At 73.9% G+C, this 14,994-nt stretch carries 12 protein-coding genes; 3 read left to right on the top strand and 9 right to left on the bottom strand.

The genetic code is table 11. From position 1 onward, the window contains the following. Positions 1–439: 439 nt before the first annotated feature. The 3 genes from ACIBPC_RS07690 to ACIBPC_RS07700 all read left to right on the top strand — a co-directional run bounded on the left by ACIBPC_RS07690 (position 440) and on the right by ACIBPC_RS07700 (position 2,976). A complete protein-coding gene (locus tag ACIBPC_RS07690; RefSeq protein WP_398841975.1) occupies positions 440–787 on the top strand; it encodes a hypothetical protein in 348 nt (115 codons plus the stop codon). Positions 788–835: 48 nt separating this feature from the next. Continuing rightward, complete coding sequence (locus tag ACIBPC_RS07695; protein WP_398841976.1) at positions 836–1,459, top strand: 2OG-Fe(II) oxygenase; 624 nt, start codon at positions 836–838, stop codon at positions 1,457–1,459. An 83-nt stretch (positions 1,460–1,542) separates the two neighbouring features. Further along, the gene (locus ACIBPC_RS07700) at positions 1,543–2,976 is read left to right on the top strand and encodes a glycosyltransferase (protein ID WP_398841977.1); all 1,434 of its coding nucleotides are present in this window, start codon (positions 1,543–1,545) and stop codon (positions 2,974–2,976) included. Between the two features lie 71 nt (positions 2,977–3,047). Here the strand turns inward: ACIBPC_RS07700 and ACIBPC_RS07705 are convergent, their stop codons facing one another. From ACIBPC_RS07705 to ACIBPC_RS07745, 9 genes are read right to left on the bottom strand one after another with little or no spacing between them, the layout of a single operon-like run. Further along, a complete protein-coding gene (locus ACIBPC_RS07705; protein ID WP_398841979.1) occupies positions 3,048–5,123 on the bottom strand; it encodes an exo-alpha-sialidase in 2,076 nt (691 codons plus the stop codon). 33 nt (positions 5,124–5,156) lie between these two features. Continuing rightward, a complete protein-coding gene (locus tag ACIBPC_RS07710) occupies positions 5,157–6,080 on the bottom strand; it encodes a dihydrodipicolinate synthase family protein (protein WP_398841981.1) in 924 nt (307 codons plus the stop codon). Then, entirely contained in the window at positions 6,080–7,693 is a 1,614-nt protein-coding gene (locus tag ACIBPC_RS07715) for an FAD-dependent oxidoreductase (protein ID WP_398841983.1), read from the bottom strand. Before ACIBPC_RS07715 ends, ACIBPC_RS07710 begins: the two co-directional genes overlap by 1 nt. Positions 7,694–7,727: 34 nt before the next feature. Further along, positions 7,728–9,761 carry an MGH1-like glycoside hydrolase domain-containing protein gene (locus tag ACIBPC_RS07720; RefSeq protein ID WP_398841985.1) on the bottom strand — a complete coding sequence of 678 codons (2,034 nt, stop codon included), beginning with the start codon at positions 9,759–9,761 and terminating at the stop codon, positions 7,728–7,730. After that, positions 9,758–10,573: an ABC transporter ATP-binding protein gene (locus ACIBPC_RS07725; protein ID WP_398841986.1), complete on the bottom strand. Its 816-nt coding sequence runs from the start codon at positions 10,571–10,573 to the stop codon at positions 9,758–9,760. The genes ACIBPC_RS07720 and ACIBPC_RS07725 overlap by 4 nt, the downstream gene beginning before the upstream one ends. Further along, positions 10,570–11,547: an ABC transporter ATP-binding protein gene (locus ACIBPC_RS07730; RefSeq protein ID WP_398841988.1), complete on the bottom strand. Its 978-nt coding sequence runs from the start codon at positions 11,545–11,547 to the stop codon at positions 10,570–10,572. The genes ACIBPC_RS07725 and ACIBPC_RS07730 overlap by 4 nt, the downstream gene beginning before the upstream one ends. Before the next feature lie 29 nt (positions 11,548–11,576). Further along, positions 11,577–13,121: an ABC transporter substrate-binding protein gene (locus ACIBPC_RS07735; RefSeq protein ID WP_398841990.1), complete on the bottom strand. Its 1,545-nt coding sequence runs from the start codon at positions 13,119–13,121 to the stop codon at positions 11,577–11,579. 38 nt (positions 13,122–13,159) lie between these two features. Beyond that, entirely contained in the window at positions 13,160–14,077 is a 918-nt protein-coding gene (locus ACIBPC_RS07740) for an ABC transporter permease (protein WP_398841992.1), read from the bottom strand. Next, positions 14,074–14,994 (bottom strand): ABC transporter permease, encoded by a 921-nt coding sequence (locus ACIBPC_RS07745; RefSeq protein WP_362957653.1) that lies wholly within the window; start codon positions 14,992–14,994, stop codon positions 14,074–14,076. Before ACIBPC_RS07745 ends, ACIBPC_RS07740 begins: the two co-directional genes overlap by 4 nt.

Consider the following 14,994-nt stretch of genomic DNA (forward strand, 5'->3'; position numbering starts at 1 on the left):
GCTCCTCCCTGCCCTTTCGCCGTCGATGACGGCCCGGCATTCTCGTGCCGACAGCGCGATGCGACCGGAAGACTCATTCCCCCTGTCACCAGCGGCCGGCGGGATGTGCCTCCTGCCGTAGATCAGAGCCTTCGACAGGAACTCACGCCGACTCGGTGATGACATCCCGCTCTGGCGGCACAGTCAGCGCGGTGCACGATCCGGTCCCCCGCGCCGCCCACGACGGTCTCCGGGGGGACATGCGGATGAAGGGCGCGCGGGCGGTCGGGACCAGGTGGTGGTCCTCACCCGGCAACGGCGTGCAGACGTGGGCCGGGGCTTTGCGTGCTCCTTCCGGGTAGACATGACTTCGCCCATGTATGGCGTCGAATGTCGCTTTCCCTCCAGGTGAAACTCTTCGTCTCGTTGTTGCTCATCCTTGCGAGAGGGACGTGATCGTATGGAAAGAACGATGCGGGACCGGTTGGCGGCGCTGATGGCCGCGACGTCGATCGCAACCGGCACGGCCGCAGGCTTCGCCGCCCAGGCGCGGGCATCCGAAGCTCCCGCGGCCTCCTACGAGGGGCGGCCGTCCGGCGAGGTGACCGGCAGTGCGATGGGGCACGGGAACCGCCCGTGCGACTGCGGCCCCACGACCATCATCACCGACAAGGGCACCCGCATCGGCAACGGCAACACCTACGTCAACAACCAGACGCTGCTGCCCATTCTCAGCCTCATCCTGCCCACCGAGGGCCCCACCACCACTACCACCACCACCGAGGGCCCCGACCCTACCTTCGGCTGACCGGTGATGAGGGAGACAGTGGCGCGTCCGGCGGCTGAGCCTGCCGCTGTGTCGCGTACGGGCAGCCCGCTGGTGACGCTGGCCACCGCGGTGTGCCGGTTCGACGACTTCCTGGGCGCGGCTGCGGCCGACCGGCTGCTGGAGGGCGCCTGCCTCGCCCAGCGCGAGCACATGGCGGCCGAACGCGGCGCGGACGCACCCGTGCCCGAGCGGTGGGAGTCCCCCGAACGGGTACTGCGGGCGCCCGCGCTGGCCGAGGCGGTCAGGGGCCTGTCGGCGGTGGTGCAGGACATGCTCGGCGTCTCCGCGCCCTCGGGCCGGATGGGGTACCGGTTCGTCACCCGCAACCACCAGAAGGCCGAGCGCCGTGAGAGCGGCCCCGTCATCCGCGCCTGCGACGGCCGGAAGGGCGCGGACAACGGCCAGGCGATCAGCTTCGTCTACACCCTGCACCGCCGGCCCCGGGAATTCACCGGCGGTGTCCTGCGCGTCTTCGACACCACGGTGGTCGGCGGCCATCCCGCGTGCGGCGAATCGTTCCGCGACATCAGACCCGACCACGACACCCTGGCGTTCTTCCCCGCCTCGGCGTGGCACCAGTTCCAGTGGGTCTCCTGTCCGTCCGGCCAACTGGCGGACAGCCACTTCTCCTTCGAGGGCTGGCTCGCCTGATCCGACGCACCGACCCCTTCGTGTGCCCCGGCCCACCGGCCGGGGCACACCTCCGTTCACCGGAAGGACAGCCCGCTCCGCCCATGTCCGCTGCACTCGAGTCCGCCACCGGCCGCCGGGCCACCCTGACGGTGGGTATGGCCGTCTACGACGACTACGACGGCGCGTACTTCACCGCTCTCGCGCTGCGCCTGTTCCATCCGGAGGTCGCCGACCGGGTGGACATCCTGATCCTGGACAACAACCCCCACAGCCCGGCCGGGCAGGTCACGGCGCGGCTCCAGGACAAGATCCCCCATCTGCGGTACCTGCCGATCGACTACGTGTCCGGGACCGCCGTACGCGACCTGATCTTCCGTGAGGCGCAGACCGACTGGGTCCTGTGCATCGACTGCCACGTCCTGCTGGCCCCCGGCTCACTGCAGCGGCTGCTGGAGTACATCGACGCCAACCCGGCGTGCCCCGACCTGCTGCAGGGACCGCTGCTCTATGACGACCTGACCGCCTGCTCCACCCACATGATGCCGGTGTGGAGGGGTCTGTTCGGCGTGTGGGGACACGACCCGCGCGGCCTGGACCCCGACAGCCCGCCCTTCGAGATCACCATGCACGGTCTGGGGCTGTTCGGCTGCCGCAAGGACGCCTGGCCAGGCTTCAACCCCCGGATGCGCGGCCACGGAGGCGAGGAGGGCTACCTGCACAAGAAGTTCCGTGCCGCCGGGCGCCGCACCCTGTGCCTGCCCTTCCTGCGCTGGACCCACCGCTTCGACCGCCCCGGCGGCATGCCCTACCCCGCACCGGCCAAGGACCGCGTCCGCAACTACCTCATCGGATGGGAGGAGACCGGCACCGACACCGAGACCGCCCTCGAGTACTTCCGACAGAGGACCGACCCCGCACTCATCGACGCCTGGGTCAAGGACTACCAAGCGGAGAAGGCCAACCCCTTCGCCCTCTTCGACGACCTCGTCCTCACCCTCCCCGGCGACCTGGCCGACGGCCTGCCCGGAATGACCGAACGCATCGAGCAGCTCGGCATCGCCGAACGCGTCCGCGCCCTGCGGGCCCCCCGCCACACCGACACACCCCACGCGGCCCGCGCGCAGACCCACCGCCTGGCCATCGAACAAGCACGCCAACGGGGTCTCGACACCGTCCTGGTCATCGACCACGACACCATCCTGCCCACCGACACCGTCCACCGGCTCGCCTCCGCGCGGCAACACCTGCGCGACCGCCCGTGGGCCGCCTGCCTCATCGCGGGGGTCGAGCACCACTCGCCGCTGCCCCACCAGCAACCCACCCCCGCACCGGCCACCCGCAACCACGCCATCGCCTACCACTCCGGCGCGTTCGACCGCCTCCTGGCGGAACTCCCCACCTGCGACGAGCGGCACACCTGGGGCCGCACCCACACCAGTCTCGAAGACTGCCTGGCCAAAGCGTTCCCGGACGCCGTCATCAACCTGAGGCACCTCCCGGCCACTTCACCCGCCGAGCCCGCCGGGACCCGCTGAGATCGCCCGCCGGAACCGTCGGCGGGCGCGGCCGCCAGGGCCCGCCGGGGGTTCCGGCGGGCCCTGGCGTGTCAGGGCTGGCGCAGGAGGCGGATCGCGTCGGCGGTGACGTAGCCGTTCGCGTCGTTCGTCAGCTCGATCGCCGTGGCCAGGCCCGCCGTGAGCGTGAACGTGCCGAGGGAGGCCCAGGTGCCGCCGCGCGGGTCGGTGGTCCCGGCGGCGCGCTGGTCCACGCGGACGGTCGTCGTGCCGGTGGCGTGGGTGACCGTGTAGGGGGCGTTCGAGGCGCGGTTGGTGTGCGGTGTGTACGAGACCTCGATCCGGTAGCTGCCGTCGCCCGGGACCGCCGGGCGCCAGCGGACGGTGCTCGTTCCCGTACCGGCGGGCGCCGTGCGGTAGTTGCCGCCCCAGAAGCCCGGCGTTCCGGTGGCGGGCGACCAGGTGCCGCTGACCGTCTGGAAGCCCAACGCGTCGTTGTCCACCACCACTTCGTCCCGCACGTCCGGCGCGTGCGGCGCGCGCACGAGGCTCAGCGCGTCCGCCGCCAGCACCAGGCCGCCGCCGCGCCCCGCGCCGGTGACCGTGAGATCGACGGTGTGCGCCGCCGCCGTGAGGGTGACGGTCCCGAGGTACGCGACGTCGTACCCGTCCGCGTTCTCCCGCGTCGTGTCGAGCACCGCCGTACGGGGCCGCGCGCCGTCCACCGTGACGGTGACCAGCGCCCCGGCCGCGCTGCGGTGGTAGCGCAGCCACAGCTGGTGCGCGCCCGCCGCGTCGGGCGTGACGGTGTGCCGCAGCCGCGCGCCGGGGGCCGACGCGGTGAGGACCGCCCGTGCCCCGCCCCGCGCGAGGGGGTCGGCGACGGTGGTGAACGTCCCGCCTGTCGCCGTGCCGCCCGTCGCGAGCGGGACCAACTGCTCGGTCCAGCCGGGGCCTTGGGCCAACGTGTCGCGTCCCTGCGTGAGCCAGTCCAGGGAGAAACGGGCCAGGTTGATCTTCTGCGGGAAACTCGCGATGTCGCCCTCGCACCCGTACAGCAGCAGGATCGTGCCGTCGGAGAGGCGGGCCAGCTCCGAGTAGTAGGAGCGCGCGGAGTTGATCACGCGGCTGTACGCGTACGAGTGGCCCTCGTCGTAGCTGACGGAGACCGTCATGTTGGCGCGCACCGGCGAGTCCGGGCGGCTGAACAGGATGCGGCTCGGGTCCTGGCTGCCGGGGCCGCCGGTGTAGCGGGCGAGCGACGCGTCCACCGCGTTGAACGTCCCCGTCGCGCCGTCCAGCGCGGGCGGCGCCCACGTCAGGCCGCGGTCGGCGCTCACCGAGACGATCCGCTGCCGGTTCCCGCCCGCCGCCGAGCGCCCGTTGACGACGACCGTGCCGTCCGTGCGCTGGTAGAGGCGGGCCTCGTTGATCGGGTAGTCCACCGAGACGGGCACCTCGCCCGCCGCCTGCCAGGTGGCGCCGTGGTCGTCGCTGTAGATCGTGGACACGCCGTAGAACCGCTCGGCGACGGTGTTGCCGACGATCACGCGGCGGTGCGCGCAGTTGAGGAGGAGCCGCCCGTTGTCGAGCTGGATGCCGTGGCCGGGGCCGGGGCCGTGCAGCGCCCAGTCGTAGGGGAAGTGCTCGAACATGCCGGACATCGCCGTGGGTTGGCTCCACGTGGCGCCCGCGTCGTCGCTGGAGATCATCCAGAGGTCGCCGATGTCGCCCGAGCAGGTGGTGTTCTCGGGGAGGCGGACGGAGAGCATGTAGAAGCAGAAGACGGTGCCGGTCTCGCGGTCGGTGACGAGGGCGGGGTTGCCCCAGGACTCGCCGTCGTGGGAGGCGACGACGGTCTGCGTCGGGCCCCACGTGTCGCCGCCGTCCGTGCTGCGGCGCAGGAGGATGTCGCGCGGCCCGGCGTCGCACACCTCGTAACGGCCCTCGGTGATCGCGAGGATGGTGTCGTCGGGCAGGACGGTCAGGGCGTGGACGTGGTAGTTCTCCAGCGGGTCGGTCGCGGAGTCCCACAGGGTCGTCTGGTCGAAGAAGGCGGCGGCGGGGCGGGACGCGGCGCGGGCCGTGGCGTGCGGGCCGAGGGCGGCGCCCACGGAGGCGCCGGCGAGGCCGAGGGCGAACGATCTGCGGCTGAGGCGGGCGGGCATGGTTCTCCCCTGCTGGTCTGGCGGAGGGCGGGGTCAGGGCGTGATCAGGTGCTCCTCGTACGGGGTGAGCAGCGCGAGGAGCCGGTCGCGTTCGTCGGGGGTGCACGGGGTGAACGGCGCGGCGACGTGCGGGGTGCACAGGCCGCGCGCGGTGAGGACCGTCTTCACGGCGGGCACGCCGGGGCGTACGCCGTGGAGCGCGAGGAGAGCGGTGAGGGTGCGCTGGGCGCGTTCGGCGTCGTCGGCGCGCCCCTCCTGGTGGGCGGCGAACAGGGCGGCGGCGGGGGCGGGCGCCACGTTGGCGATGCCGGGCACGATGCCGTCCGCGCCCGCGCGCAGGGCGTCGAGCGCCTGGTGTTCGGCGCCCTGGCTGACGCCGAAGCCGGGGCGGCGGCGGGCGGCGGCGATGAGGTGGGCGAGGAGTGCGGGGTCGCCCGAGCTGTCCTTCGCGCCGATGACGTGCGGAAGTCGGGTGAGGTCGTCGATGAGGGCCGGGGTGAGCGGGTTGCTGTAGCGGGGGGCGTTGTAGGCGACGACGGGGACGCCGGTGGCCTCAAGTGCCGTGTAGTGGGCGAGGATTTCGTCCGGGCGGTGGTGGAAGTAGATCGGCGGGCTGAGGACGAGGGCGTCGGGCCGTGCGGGGAGTACGGCGTCCGCGCGGGCGAGGGCGTCGGCGGTGCCGGGGGCCGTCACGTTGACCAGGACCGGCCCGTCGCCGGTCAGTTCGCGCCAGCGCGCGGCGACGCCGGTGACGTACGCGGTGAGCGCCGGGGTGGGCGGCAGCAGCGGGCCCTCGCCGTTGCTGCCGAGCAGCATCAGGGACCGCGCCCCGGCGGCGGCCAGCGCGCCGAGCAGGTCGTGCGCCGCCTCCGCCGAGGGGACGCCGGGGCGTGCCATCGGGGTGACGAGGGGGATCATCACGCCGCCCAGCAGACGGCGGCCGTCAGGGGTGCTCATCAGTAGCCCTCGATTCGCGGCCAGTCCAGCTCGACGCCTTCCTTGACCAGTTCGGCCTGGAAGTCGGCGAGCAGCGCGGGCGTCTCGTGCACCTGGCCTGGTTCCAGGCCGTGTTCGAGGCAGTGCGCGGCGAGCGCGCCCGCCGCCTCGCCGACGTTCCACTCGACGGGGTGCAGGCGGTAGCAGCCGTTGGTGATGTGGGTGGTGCCGATGTTCTTGCCCGCGGGGAGCAGGTTGCGCAGCCGTACGGGCAGCAGCGCGCCGAGCGGTATGCGGAACGGGCAGCTGGCGACGTCGATGTACGTGTCACCGCCCGTGGACGGGTGCAGGTCGATGCGGTACATGCCGACGCCCACGCTGTCGGGGTACTCGACCGCGCCCGCCGCGCCGCGCACCGCCAGTGACAGGTCCTGCTCCACGACGCGCCGCCGCGCCACGATGCGCCGCGACTCGCGGATGTAGGGCGCCTTGGCCAGCCCGTCCGCCGTGCCGAGCACGTCGCCGCGCAGCCGCAGCCCCGGCCAGCCCGTTCCGCCGTCGGGGCGGGGCGCCTCGGTCTGGAGCCAGTACAGCATGCTGAGGCTCAACTCCCGCGCCCCGGCGAGGTGCCGGTCGCGCTCGGCGTCGTCCACGCCGATCAGCGGCCCCGGAAGGTAGTCGATCATCGGCCAGTTGACGATCGTCACGTCGCTGCGGGCGAAGCCTGGCCGGAGCACCGAGCGGGACAACACGCGGCGGAACGCCCACAGTTCCCTGTCGCCCGGGTCCTTGCTCTGGTCGGCGACGACCGGCCCGCTGTCGGCGTTGGGCAGGAAGTCGCGGCGGAGGGTCTGGAGCGTGCGCGGGTCGGGGGCGCTGAGGCTGAGCAGCGGGTTCGGCCACAGCGGCGGCTGGTAGCGGGCCCAGTCGGCGTAGCCGGCGGGGCGGTCGATGGTGTGGTCCTCGCCCTCGGTGTGGTCCACCGCGAACACCCAGGAGAACGCCTGCATGTTGTCCGGCTGCGCCTCGTCGGGCGCGCTGGGCTCGCCGGTGTCGTGGCGCGACTCGAAGCCCGTGACGTGCTCGGCTCCGGTGAGCGGCAGCAGGTCGCCCAGCTCGGTCGCGTCCAGCACGAACGGGGCGGCCAGCGTTGTCCGTTCGCCCCCCGGCCCCTCGACCTCCACGGCCCGCACGCGGTCGCCGTCCGTCTCGGCGGCGACCGGCCGGTGCCCGTACAGCACGCGCAGCCGCCCGGCCGCGATCCACGGCGCGACGAGCGCGTGCACCACGGCGGCGGCGACGCGCGGCTCGTGGCACAGGCGGGAGACGCGGCCCTCGCCCGGGTTGAGGTCGCGGCGGCGGCGGGCCTCGTCGGTGAGCGGGTAGAACGTCCGGTAGTGGTCGCGGATCGCCTCGCGCAGCTCGCGGTAGCTGCGGGTGGCGCCGAACTGCTCGATCCACGCGTGCTCGTCGGGCGGCACGCCCTGCGTCGTCAGCTGGCCGCCGAGCCAGTCGGTCTCCTCGGTGAGCAGCACGGTCCTGCCCCTGCGCAGCGCGGCGAGCGCTGCGGCGACGCCGCCGAGCCCTCCTCCGACGATCAGGATGTCGGCGGCCGGCGCCGTTGTGGTGCTCACGTACGGGTCCTCTCTGATGTGCGACGTGGGGGTCTCAGGCGGTGAACGGGACGGGCGCGCCGTCCACGGCCAGCCGCAGCGGCGGGCCGCCGCCGGGGGGCGTGACGGCGAGGGTGCCGTGGCCGTGCGCGGTGCCCGTGACGCGGTCGGCGGTGCGCGCGTAGCCGGTGACGGTGACGCCGGGGTCGGCGCGCAGCAGGGGCAGCCCGTCGAGGGTGACGGTGAGGGCGTCGGCGTCGGCCAGGACGGCGAGGCGGCCGTCGCCCAGGGGCAGGCCGGTGAGGGCGGCGGGCTCGCCGGGGTGGGCGAAGCGCCAGCCGTCCTCGCGGGCGTCGGCCAGTTCGCCGAAGGCGAGGAGCGCGAGCAGGCCGCCCCAGGCCATCAGGCCGTCCGAGCGGGCGGGCAGGCCGGTGAGGTCCTCGCCGGAGTGGGCGGGGTAGTTCTCGCGGACGTGGCTGTGGTCGTGCCATTCGGTGAGGAAGAGGCGCAGCAGGGCGCGGACGACGGAACGGCTGTGGTCCGTCAGGCCGTTGCGGCGCAGGCCCTCGACGGCGAGGTACGCCATGGGGGCCCAGATGCGTCCGCGCCAGTACGTCGCGGCGAAGGCGGGGTCGTCGCGGGCGGTGCTGGGGAGGGGGCGTTCGCCGCCGAGGACGCCGGGGCGCAGGAGCGAGTCGGCGACGGCGGCGGCGCGTTCGGCGTCGGGCATGGCGGCGAGCAGGGGGTAGAGGAGGGTGGGCGAGACGTGCGGGTCGTGCTTCCCGGCGGCGGTGAGGTTGCGGTGGCCGCCCTGGTCGGCGGACCAGAGGAGGGAGTCGGCGCGCGTGCGGGAGTCGGCGGCCTCGGCGCGGAGGCGGGCGGCGGTGTCGTGTTCGCCGAGGACGCCGGCGAGTTGGGCGAGGGCGTCGGCGTCGGCGATGTGCAGGGCGTTCAGGCCCGCGTCGGCGAGGTCCATGCAGTGGGTCGCCGGGTCGTAGGCGGCCTCGTCGTACATCGGCGAGTCGTCCAGGCCCGATTCGCGTTTGGCGCGGTCGAGCGTGGCGGACTCGGGGTCGTCTGGGATCGGGTCGGAGCCCCAGGCGAGCAGGCCGTGGGGGCCGCGGCGGGCGGCGGGCCACCAGTCGTGCCAGGCGAGGAGCGCGGGGAACGTGTCGGCGACGAGGCGGCGGTCGCGCGTCGCGTCGGACAGGCCCCCGGCGAGGTACGCCTTGAGGACGGTGAGCGCGCCGACGGGCGGCTGGGAGCGGTCGTCGGTGCGGCCCCGGTCGTCGGAGACCCGGTTGGGGATCATGCCGGTGGCGGTGGCGTGCGGGAGGATCTGGGTGAAGACGCCACGCGCGTAGTCGCGGTCCACGGTGGACGCGGCCAGGCCGGTGAAGAACGTGTCCCACGCGTGGAGGGCCCAACTCCCGTAGAAGCCGCGGCGTTCGGTGGAGACGAAGTCGCGCGAGGTGGGCGTGACGGCGCGGCCGAGGTCGGGGACGTGGACGACGTTCCACAGCAGGGCGCGGGTCAGCGCGTCGGCGGAGTCGTCCAGCCAGCCTTCGGTGTGCGGCAGTTGGGCCTCGGTGGCGGCGAGGCGGTCGGCGAGGACCGCCGTGGTGTCGGCGGCGCCGCCGGGGGTGCCCTCGGGGGCGACGCGGAGTTCTGCGGAGCCGGGCGGTACGCGCCAGGCGAGGGCGTCGGGGACGTCGAACGGCTCGGCGGCGGGCGGGAGTTCGACGTGCCAGCCGTCCGGGGCAGCGCCGTCGAGCACGATCACGGCCTCACCGGTGCAGGCGAGACGGGCGTGCAGGATGTCCCCGGCGCCACCGGCGAGTTGGAGCCGCAGCGTGTCGTCCCCGGCGCGGACCAGCGCCTCGGCGTACGAGCCGTCCAGGGCGTGCGGCCCGAGGCGCACCAGGCCGTCGCGCCAGGTGAATCCGTCCGTGAGCGGCCCGTCCGGGCCCATCACGCCGAAGCGGACGCGCAGCCCGGACGGCAGGTGGGACATGCCGGTGTGGAAGCGGACGTCCCAAGTGTTCCAGCCGACCGGGGCGGGGGCGTGGGGATGGTCGTCGTGGCTCATGCGGGGGTGTCCTTGTCGCGGGGGGTGCCGTCGTCGAGGTCGAGTGCGGCGTCGAGGAGGGCGCGGGTGTATTCGTGCCGCGGCGCGCCCATCACGTCGGCGGCGGCGCCCTGTTCGACCAGTTCGCCGCGGCGCATCACCGCGACACGGTCGGCGATCTGGTGGACCACGCCGAGGTCGTGGGAGATGAAGAGGAGCGCCAGCTTCCGTTCACGCCGCAGGTCGTCCAGCAGCCGCAGGATCTGCGCCTGCACGGACACGTCGAGCGCCGACACCGCCTCGTCGCACACCAGCAGCCGGGGCGACACGGCCAGGGCGCGCGCGATGCTGACGCGCTGGCACTGGCCGCCGGACAGGTCGCCCGCGCGGCGCTGTGCCGTGGACGGATCGAGCCCGACGTCGTCCAGCAGCCGGTGCAGCGCCTCGGTGCGGTCGCCGTCCGGCGCGGTGGACGGGTGGGTGCGCCACGCCTCGCCGATGACGGCGGCGACCGTCATGCGCGGGTTGAGCGACGAGCGGGGGTCCTGGAAGACCATCTGCACGGCGCGCTGGAGTTCGGCGGGGCGCCGCCCGGCCGGGCCGAGCGGCCGCCCCTCGAAGGCGACGGTCCCCGCGTCCGGCCTGATCAGCCCGGCGACGCAGCGCGCCACCGTCGTCTTGCCCGAGCCGGACTCGCCGACGAGGCCGAGGGTCTCCTCCGGCGCGACCGACAGGCTCACGCCGTCCACGGCGCGGAAGCCGCCGCGGCGCCTGCCGTACGTGACGCGCAGGTCCCGCACGTCGAGCAGGGTGTCGGGGGGCGGGGCGTTCATTCTCCGAGCACCTCCTCGGCGAAGTGGCAGGCGCTGGAGCGGCCTTCGGCCACCGCGCGCACGGCGGGGACCTCCGTACGGCAGCGCTCGCGCGCCATCGGGCAGCGCGGGTGGAACGGGCAGCCGGACGGGCGCGACGCCGGGCCCGCCGGGGCGCCCGGCAGCGGATCGGCGAGCGCCGTGCGCGTACGGACGGCGGGCACGCTGGCGACGAGCGCCCGCGTGTACGGGTGCGCCGGGCGGCGCAGCACGTCCCCCGCGCGCCCCTGCTCGGCGACGCGCCCCGCGTACATCACGACGACGCGCTCCGCCACGTGCGACACCACCCGCAGGTCGTGGCTGACCAGCAGCATCGACAGGCCCTCGGACCGCTGCACATCCCGCAGCAGCGCCAGGATGCGGGCCTGCACGGTGACGTCCAGCGCGGTCGTCGGCTCGTCGGCCAGCAGCAGCGACGGGCTCCCCGACAGGGCCATGGCGATCACGGCGCGCTGCCGCAGGCCGCCGGAGAACTCGTGCGGGTACGCGCGCATGCGGCGTTCCGGCTCGGGCACCCCGGCGCGTTCCAGCAGGTCCACGACGCGGCGGCGCACCTCGGCGCGCGGCAGGCCGTCGCGGCGCGGGATCTCGCCGACCTGGCGGCCGATGCGCTGCGTCGGGTTGAGGGCGGCCAGGGGGTCCTGGAAGACCATGGCGATCTCGCGGCCGCGCACCCGCCGCAGGTGGGCGGCGTCGGCGGTGAGCAGGTCGGTGCCGCGCCACCTGACCTCGCCGGCCGTGGTGGCGCCGGGCGGGAGCAGGCCCATGAGCGCGTTCGCCGTCATGGTCTTGCCGCTGCCGGACTCGCCGATCAGGCCGACCGTGGTCGCGGCCGGGATGGTGAACGAGACGCCGTCGAGGACGCGGACCGTGCCGCCGCCGGGGTGGGGCAGGGAGACGGCCAGGTCGGTGACGGTCAGGTCGTTCGGGGCCACGGTGGTCTCCGGTGCGACGGCCGCGCGGGTCACGAGCCGCCGCCGCTGACGGTGGAGAAGTCGGGGAGGCCGCTGGGGTCGGGCGTGAAGCCGTCGAGCGACGCGTTCCAGGCGTAGGCGATGCTGACGGTCATGGGGTACATGCCGACCGCGTCGTCCCAGATGATCTCGCTTGCCTGGTCGTAGAGTTCGGTGCGCTCCGCCTCGTCGGCGCTGCCGCCCGCGCGGGCGAGGAGGTCGTCCAGCTCCGGGTTGCAGTAGCCGTTGCGCCCGGCCGCGCAGGTGTAGAGGCGGCCGAGGTTGCTCGCGGCGTCGAACGTCGGGGTGGCGAGCTGCTGGAAGTTGATGTCCCAGTTGAGGGCGAGCAGGTCCTCGGTGAAGACGGCCTGCTCCTTCTCCAGCGGCTCGGCGTGCACCCCGACCTCCTCCAGGTCGGAGGCGACGGCCTGGAGGAACGGGCGGAACTCCGCGTTGGCGAACTGGAGTCGCAGCGTCTGCGAGAAGTCGAACCCGGCGTCCTCCAGCGCGGCGCGCGCCGCGTCCGGGTCGTACGCGACGGGCTCCTGCGGCGCGTGCCCGAGGACGACGGGGGTGACGGGCGCGACGGCCGGTTCGCCCGTCTCGGGGTAGAGCTGCCCGATGATCGTGTCGAAGTCCACGGCCTGCCACAGCGCGCGGCGCACGGCGGCGTCCTCAAGGGCGGGCACCGAGGAGTTGAACCACATGGTGAACTCGGCGGTGCTCGGGACGGTCTCGACGGTCAGGTCGTCCTCGTCCTCCAGGACGGCCAGCTGGTCGTCGGGGATGCCCCACACCACGTCCACCTCGCCGGTGCGCAACGCGGTCAGGCGGGCGGAGAGTTCGGGGATGTTGCGGACGGTGACGCGCTGGAGCTGCGGCGCGTCGCCCCAGTACTCCTCGTTGGGGACGAGCGCGAGGGACTCGCCCGGCGTGAAGCTGTCCACGGTGAACGGGCCGGAACCGACCGGGTCGTTGAAGAAGGCGGTGTCGTCGGCGGCGACCCCCGACGGGAGCACGTAGAAGAGGACGAGCTTGCCGGGGACCGACGCGTCCGGCTCGGGGGTGGTCAGGACGACCTCGGTGTCGGACGAGGCGGTCATGGTGGCGCCCGGGAAGTTGCCCGCGTTGGGCCCGTTCAGCTCCATCATGCGGTCGAAGGACGCGACGACGTCCTCGGCCGTCAGCGGCGACCCGTCGCTGAAGGTGACGCCCTCGCGCAGCGTGAACGTCCAGGCGGTGACGTCCTCGTTCGGCTCCCAGGACTCGGCGAGGTCACCCGTCAGCGTGCCGTCGGCCTCGGGCTTCACCAGGCGGCTGAAGATCGCCTGCCCCGCGAACTGCGTGCCGGTGGACGCCCCTTGGGCGCCGTGCGGGTCGAGGCTCTCGACCGGGTACGTGCCCGCCGCGGTCAGCTCGTCCGTGCCGCCGCCGCCCGCGCCCCCGGAGTCGCCGCCGCCGGTCGTGGTGGAGCAGGCGGCGAGGACGGCGGCGCCCGCCAGGGCGGCGGCCAGCCGGGTGAACCGCGCGGTTCTCCGTTCGCTGCTGTCGTTCATGGGTGGTTCTCCTGTCGGGTGGTGCAGAAGGGGAGGGGTCAGGCGGACCGGCGGCCGTTCCGGTGCCTGGCGGTGAGCTGGTCGCCGAGGATGCCGACGCTGATGATCAGGAGGGACAGCGCGACGCCGGGGAGCGTGGAGATCCACCAGGCGGTCTCCAGGTACTCCTTGCCGCCCGCGATGGTCTGGCCCCAGGAGGGCGTGTCGGTGGGCAGGCCGATGCCGAGGAAGCTGAGCCCGGCCTCGGCGAGCACGACGAGGGCGAACTCCAGCGTCGCCATCGCGACGATCGGCCCGGCGGTGAACGGGAGGACGTGCCGCCGCAGGATCTCGCGCGCCGGGACGCCCATCACGCGGGCGGCGTCCACCCACGGGCGTTCGCGGATCGACAGGGCGACGCCGCGCGTGACGCGGGCGAACGAGATCCAGCCCGTCGCGGACAGCGCGACGACGACGAGGAACAGGGACCGTTCGAAGGCGCCCGCGATGACGATCGCCAGCAGGATCGCGGGGAACGCGAGCAGGACGTCGAAGACGCGCGCGAGCACGGCGTCCGTCCAGCCGCGCGCGTACCCGGCGATCGCGCCGAGCACCACGCCCACCAGGCAGGACAGACCGACCGTCGCCGCGCCGATGAGGACGGACGTGCGGGCGCCGTACACGATCTGCGCCAGCACGTCGCGGCCGAGGCCGTCCGTGCCGAGCCAGGCGGTCGTGCCCTCGGCGGTGGTGGAGCCCGGGGAGAGCAGCCGGTCCTCCAGCGGGGTGTGGACCGGGTCGTAGGAGAGGAACAGCGGGCCGAGCAGCGCGACCAGCACGTACAGCGTGACGATCCCGAGGGGGATCAGCGTCGTCGCGCGGCGGCCGGGGCGGCGGGCGGTGGTGGCGTCGGGCCCGGAGACGACGGCCGTGGCCGTCCCCGCCGTCGTCCCGGTCGCGTCGGGGGGTGCGGTCATGCCGCGGTCTCCATCCGTATGCGCGGGTCGAGCTGGGCGCACAGCAGGTCGGCCACGAGGTTGAGCACGGTGACGGCGCCGGCGATCAGCAGGGTGACGCCCTGGACGACGGCGTAGTCGCGGTTGGCCACGGCGTCCACGACGAGGGAGCCGAGGCCCGGCCAGGCGAAGACGTTCTCCACGATCACCGCGCCGCCGAGCAGTGCGCCCATCTGGAGGCCGACGATGGTGACGACGGGGACCAGCGAGTTGCGCAGGGCGTGGCCGAGGAGGATCTGCGGCTCTGTCAGGCCCTTGGCGCGGGCCGTGACGACGTAGGGCTCGCGCATCGTCTCGGTGACGCTGCTGCGGGCGAGGCGGGCGACGATCGCGATGAACGGGAGCGCCATCGTCGCGGCGGGCAGCACCATGTGCTGCGGGGTGCCGACGCCCGAGCTGGGCAGGACGCGCAGCGTGAGGGCGAAGAGGAGGACGCCCATGATGCCGACCCAGAAGGTGGGGAACGACTGGAGCGCGATCGTCACGGCCGACACCACGCGGTCGGTCCTGCCGCCGGGGCGCGCGCCCGCGACGAGGCCGAGGAGGAGGCCGGCGAGGACGGCGACGGTGGTGGCGGTGAGGGTCAGTTCGAGGGTGGCGGGGAGGCGGTCGAGCACGGCGTCCATGGCGGGGCGGCCGAGGCGGTGGGACTCGCCGAAGTCGAGGCGGAGGACGTCGCCGAGGTACGACGCGTACTGCTCGTACATCGGCTTGTCGAGGCCGAGGGTCGCGTGCAGCTGCTCGATCTGCTCGCGGTCGGCGTCGGGGCCGAGGAGGACCGAGGCGGGGTCGCCGGGCGCGGCGCGGACGATCAGGAAGATCAGCGACGCGGCGCCCCACATCACGAACAGGCCGATCAGCAGCCGTTTGGCGATCAT

The organism is Streptomyces sp. NPDC049879 (genome assembly GCF_044461265.1).
GTDB lineage: Bacteria > Actinomycetota > Actinomycetes > Streptomycetales > Streptomycetaceae > Streptomyces.

Excerpts from the sequence above, each read along its gene's own strand:
- ACIBPC_RS07705 (WP_398841979.1), bottom strand. The coding sequence starts at position 5,123 with ATGCCCGCCCGCCTCAGCCGCAGATCGTTCGCCCTCGGCCTCGCCGGC.
- ACIBPC_RS07710 (WP_398841981.1), bottom strand. The coding sequence starts at position 6,080 with ATGAGCACCCCTGACGGCCGCCGTCTGCTGGGCGGCGTGATGATCCCC.
- ACIBPC_RS07690 (WP_398841975.1), top strand. The coding sequence starts at position 440 with ATGGAAAGAACGATGCGGGACCGGTTGGCGGCGCTGATGGCCGCGACG.
- ACIBPC_RS07725 (WP_398841986.1), bottom strand. The coding sequence starts at position 10,573 with ATGAACGCCCCGCCCCCCGACACCCTGCTCGACGTGCGGGACCTGCGC.
- ACIBPC_RS07720 (WP_398841985.1), bottom strand. The coding sequence starts at position 9,761 with ATGAGCCACGACGACCATCCCCACGCCCCCGCCCCGGTCGGCTGGAAC.
- ACIBPC_RS07735 (WP_398841990.1), bottom strand. The coding sequence starts at position 13,121 with ATGAACGACAGCAGCGAACGGAGAACCGCGCGGTTCACCCGGCTGGCC.
- ACIBPC_RS07700 (WP_398841977.1), top strand. The coding sequence starts at position 1,543 with ATGTCCGCTGCACTCGAGTCCGCCACCGGCCGCCGGGCCACCCTGACG.
- ACIBPC_RS07740 (WP_398841992.1), bottom strand. The coding sequence starts at position 14,077 with ATGACCGCACCCCCCGACGCGACCGGGACGACGGCGGGGACGGCCACG.
- ACIBPC_RS07745 (WP_362957653.1), bottom strand. The coding sequence starts at position 14,994 with ATGATCGCCAAACGGCTGCTGATCGGCCTGTTCGTGATGTGGGGCGCC.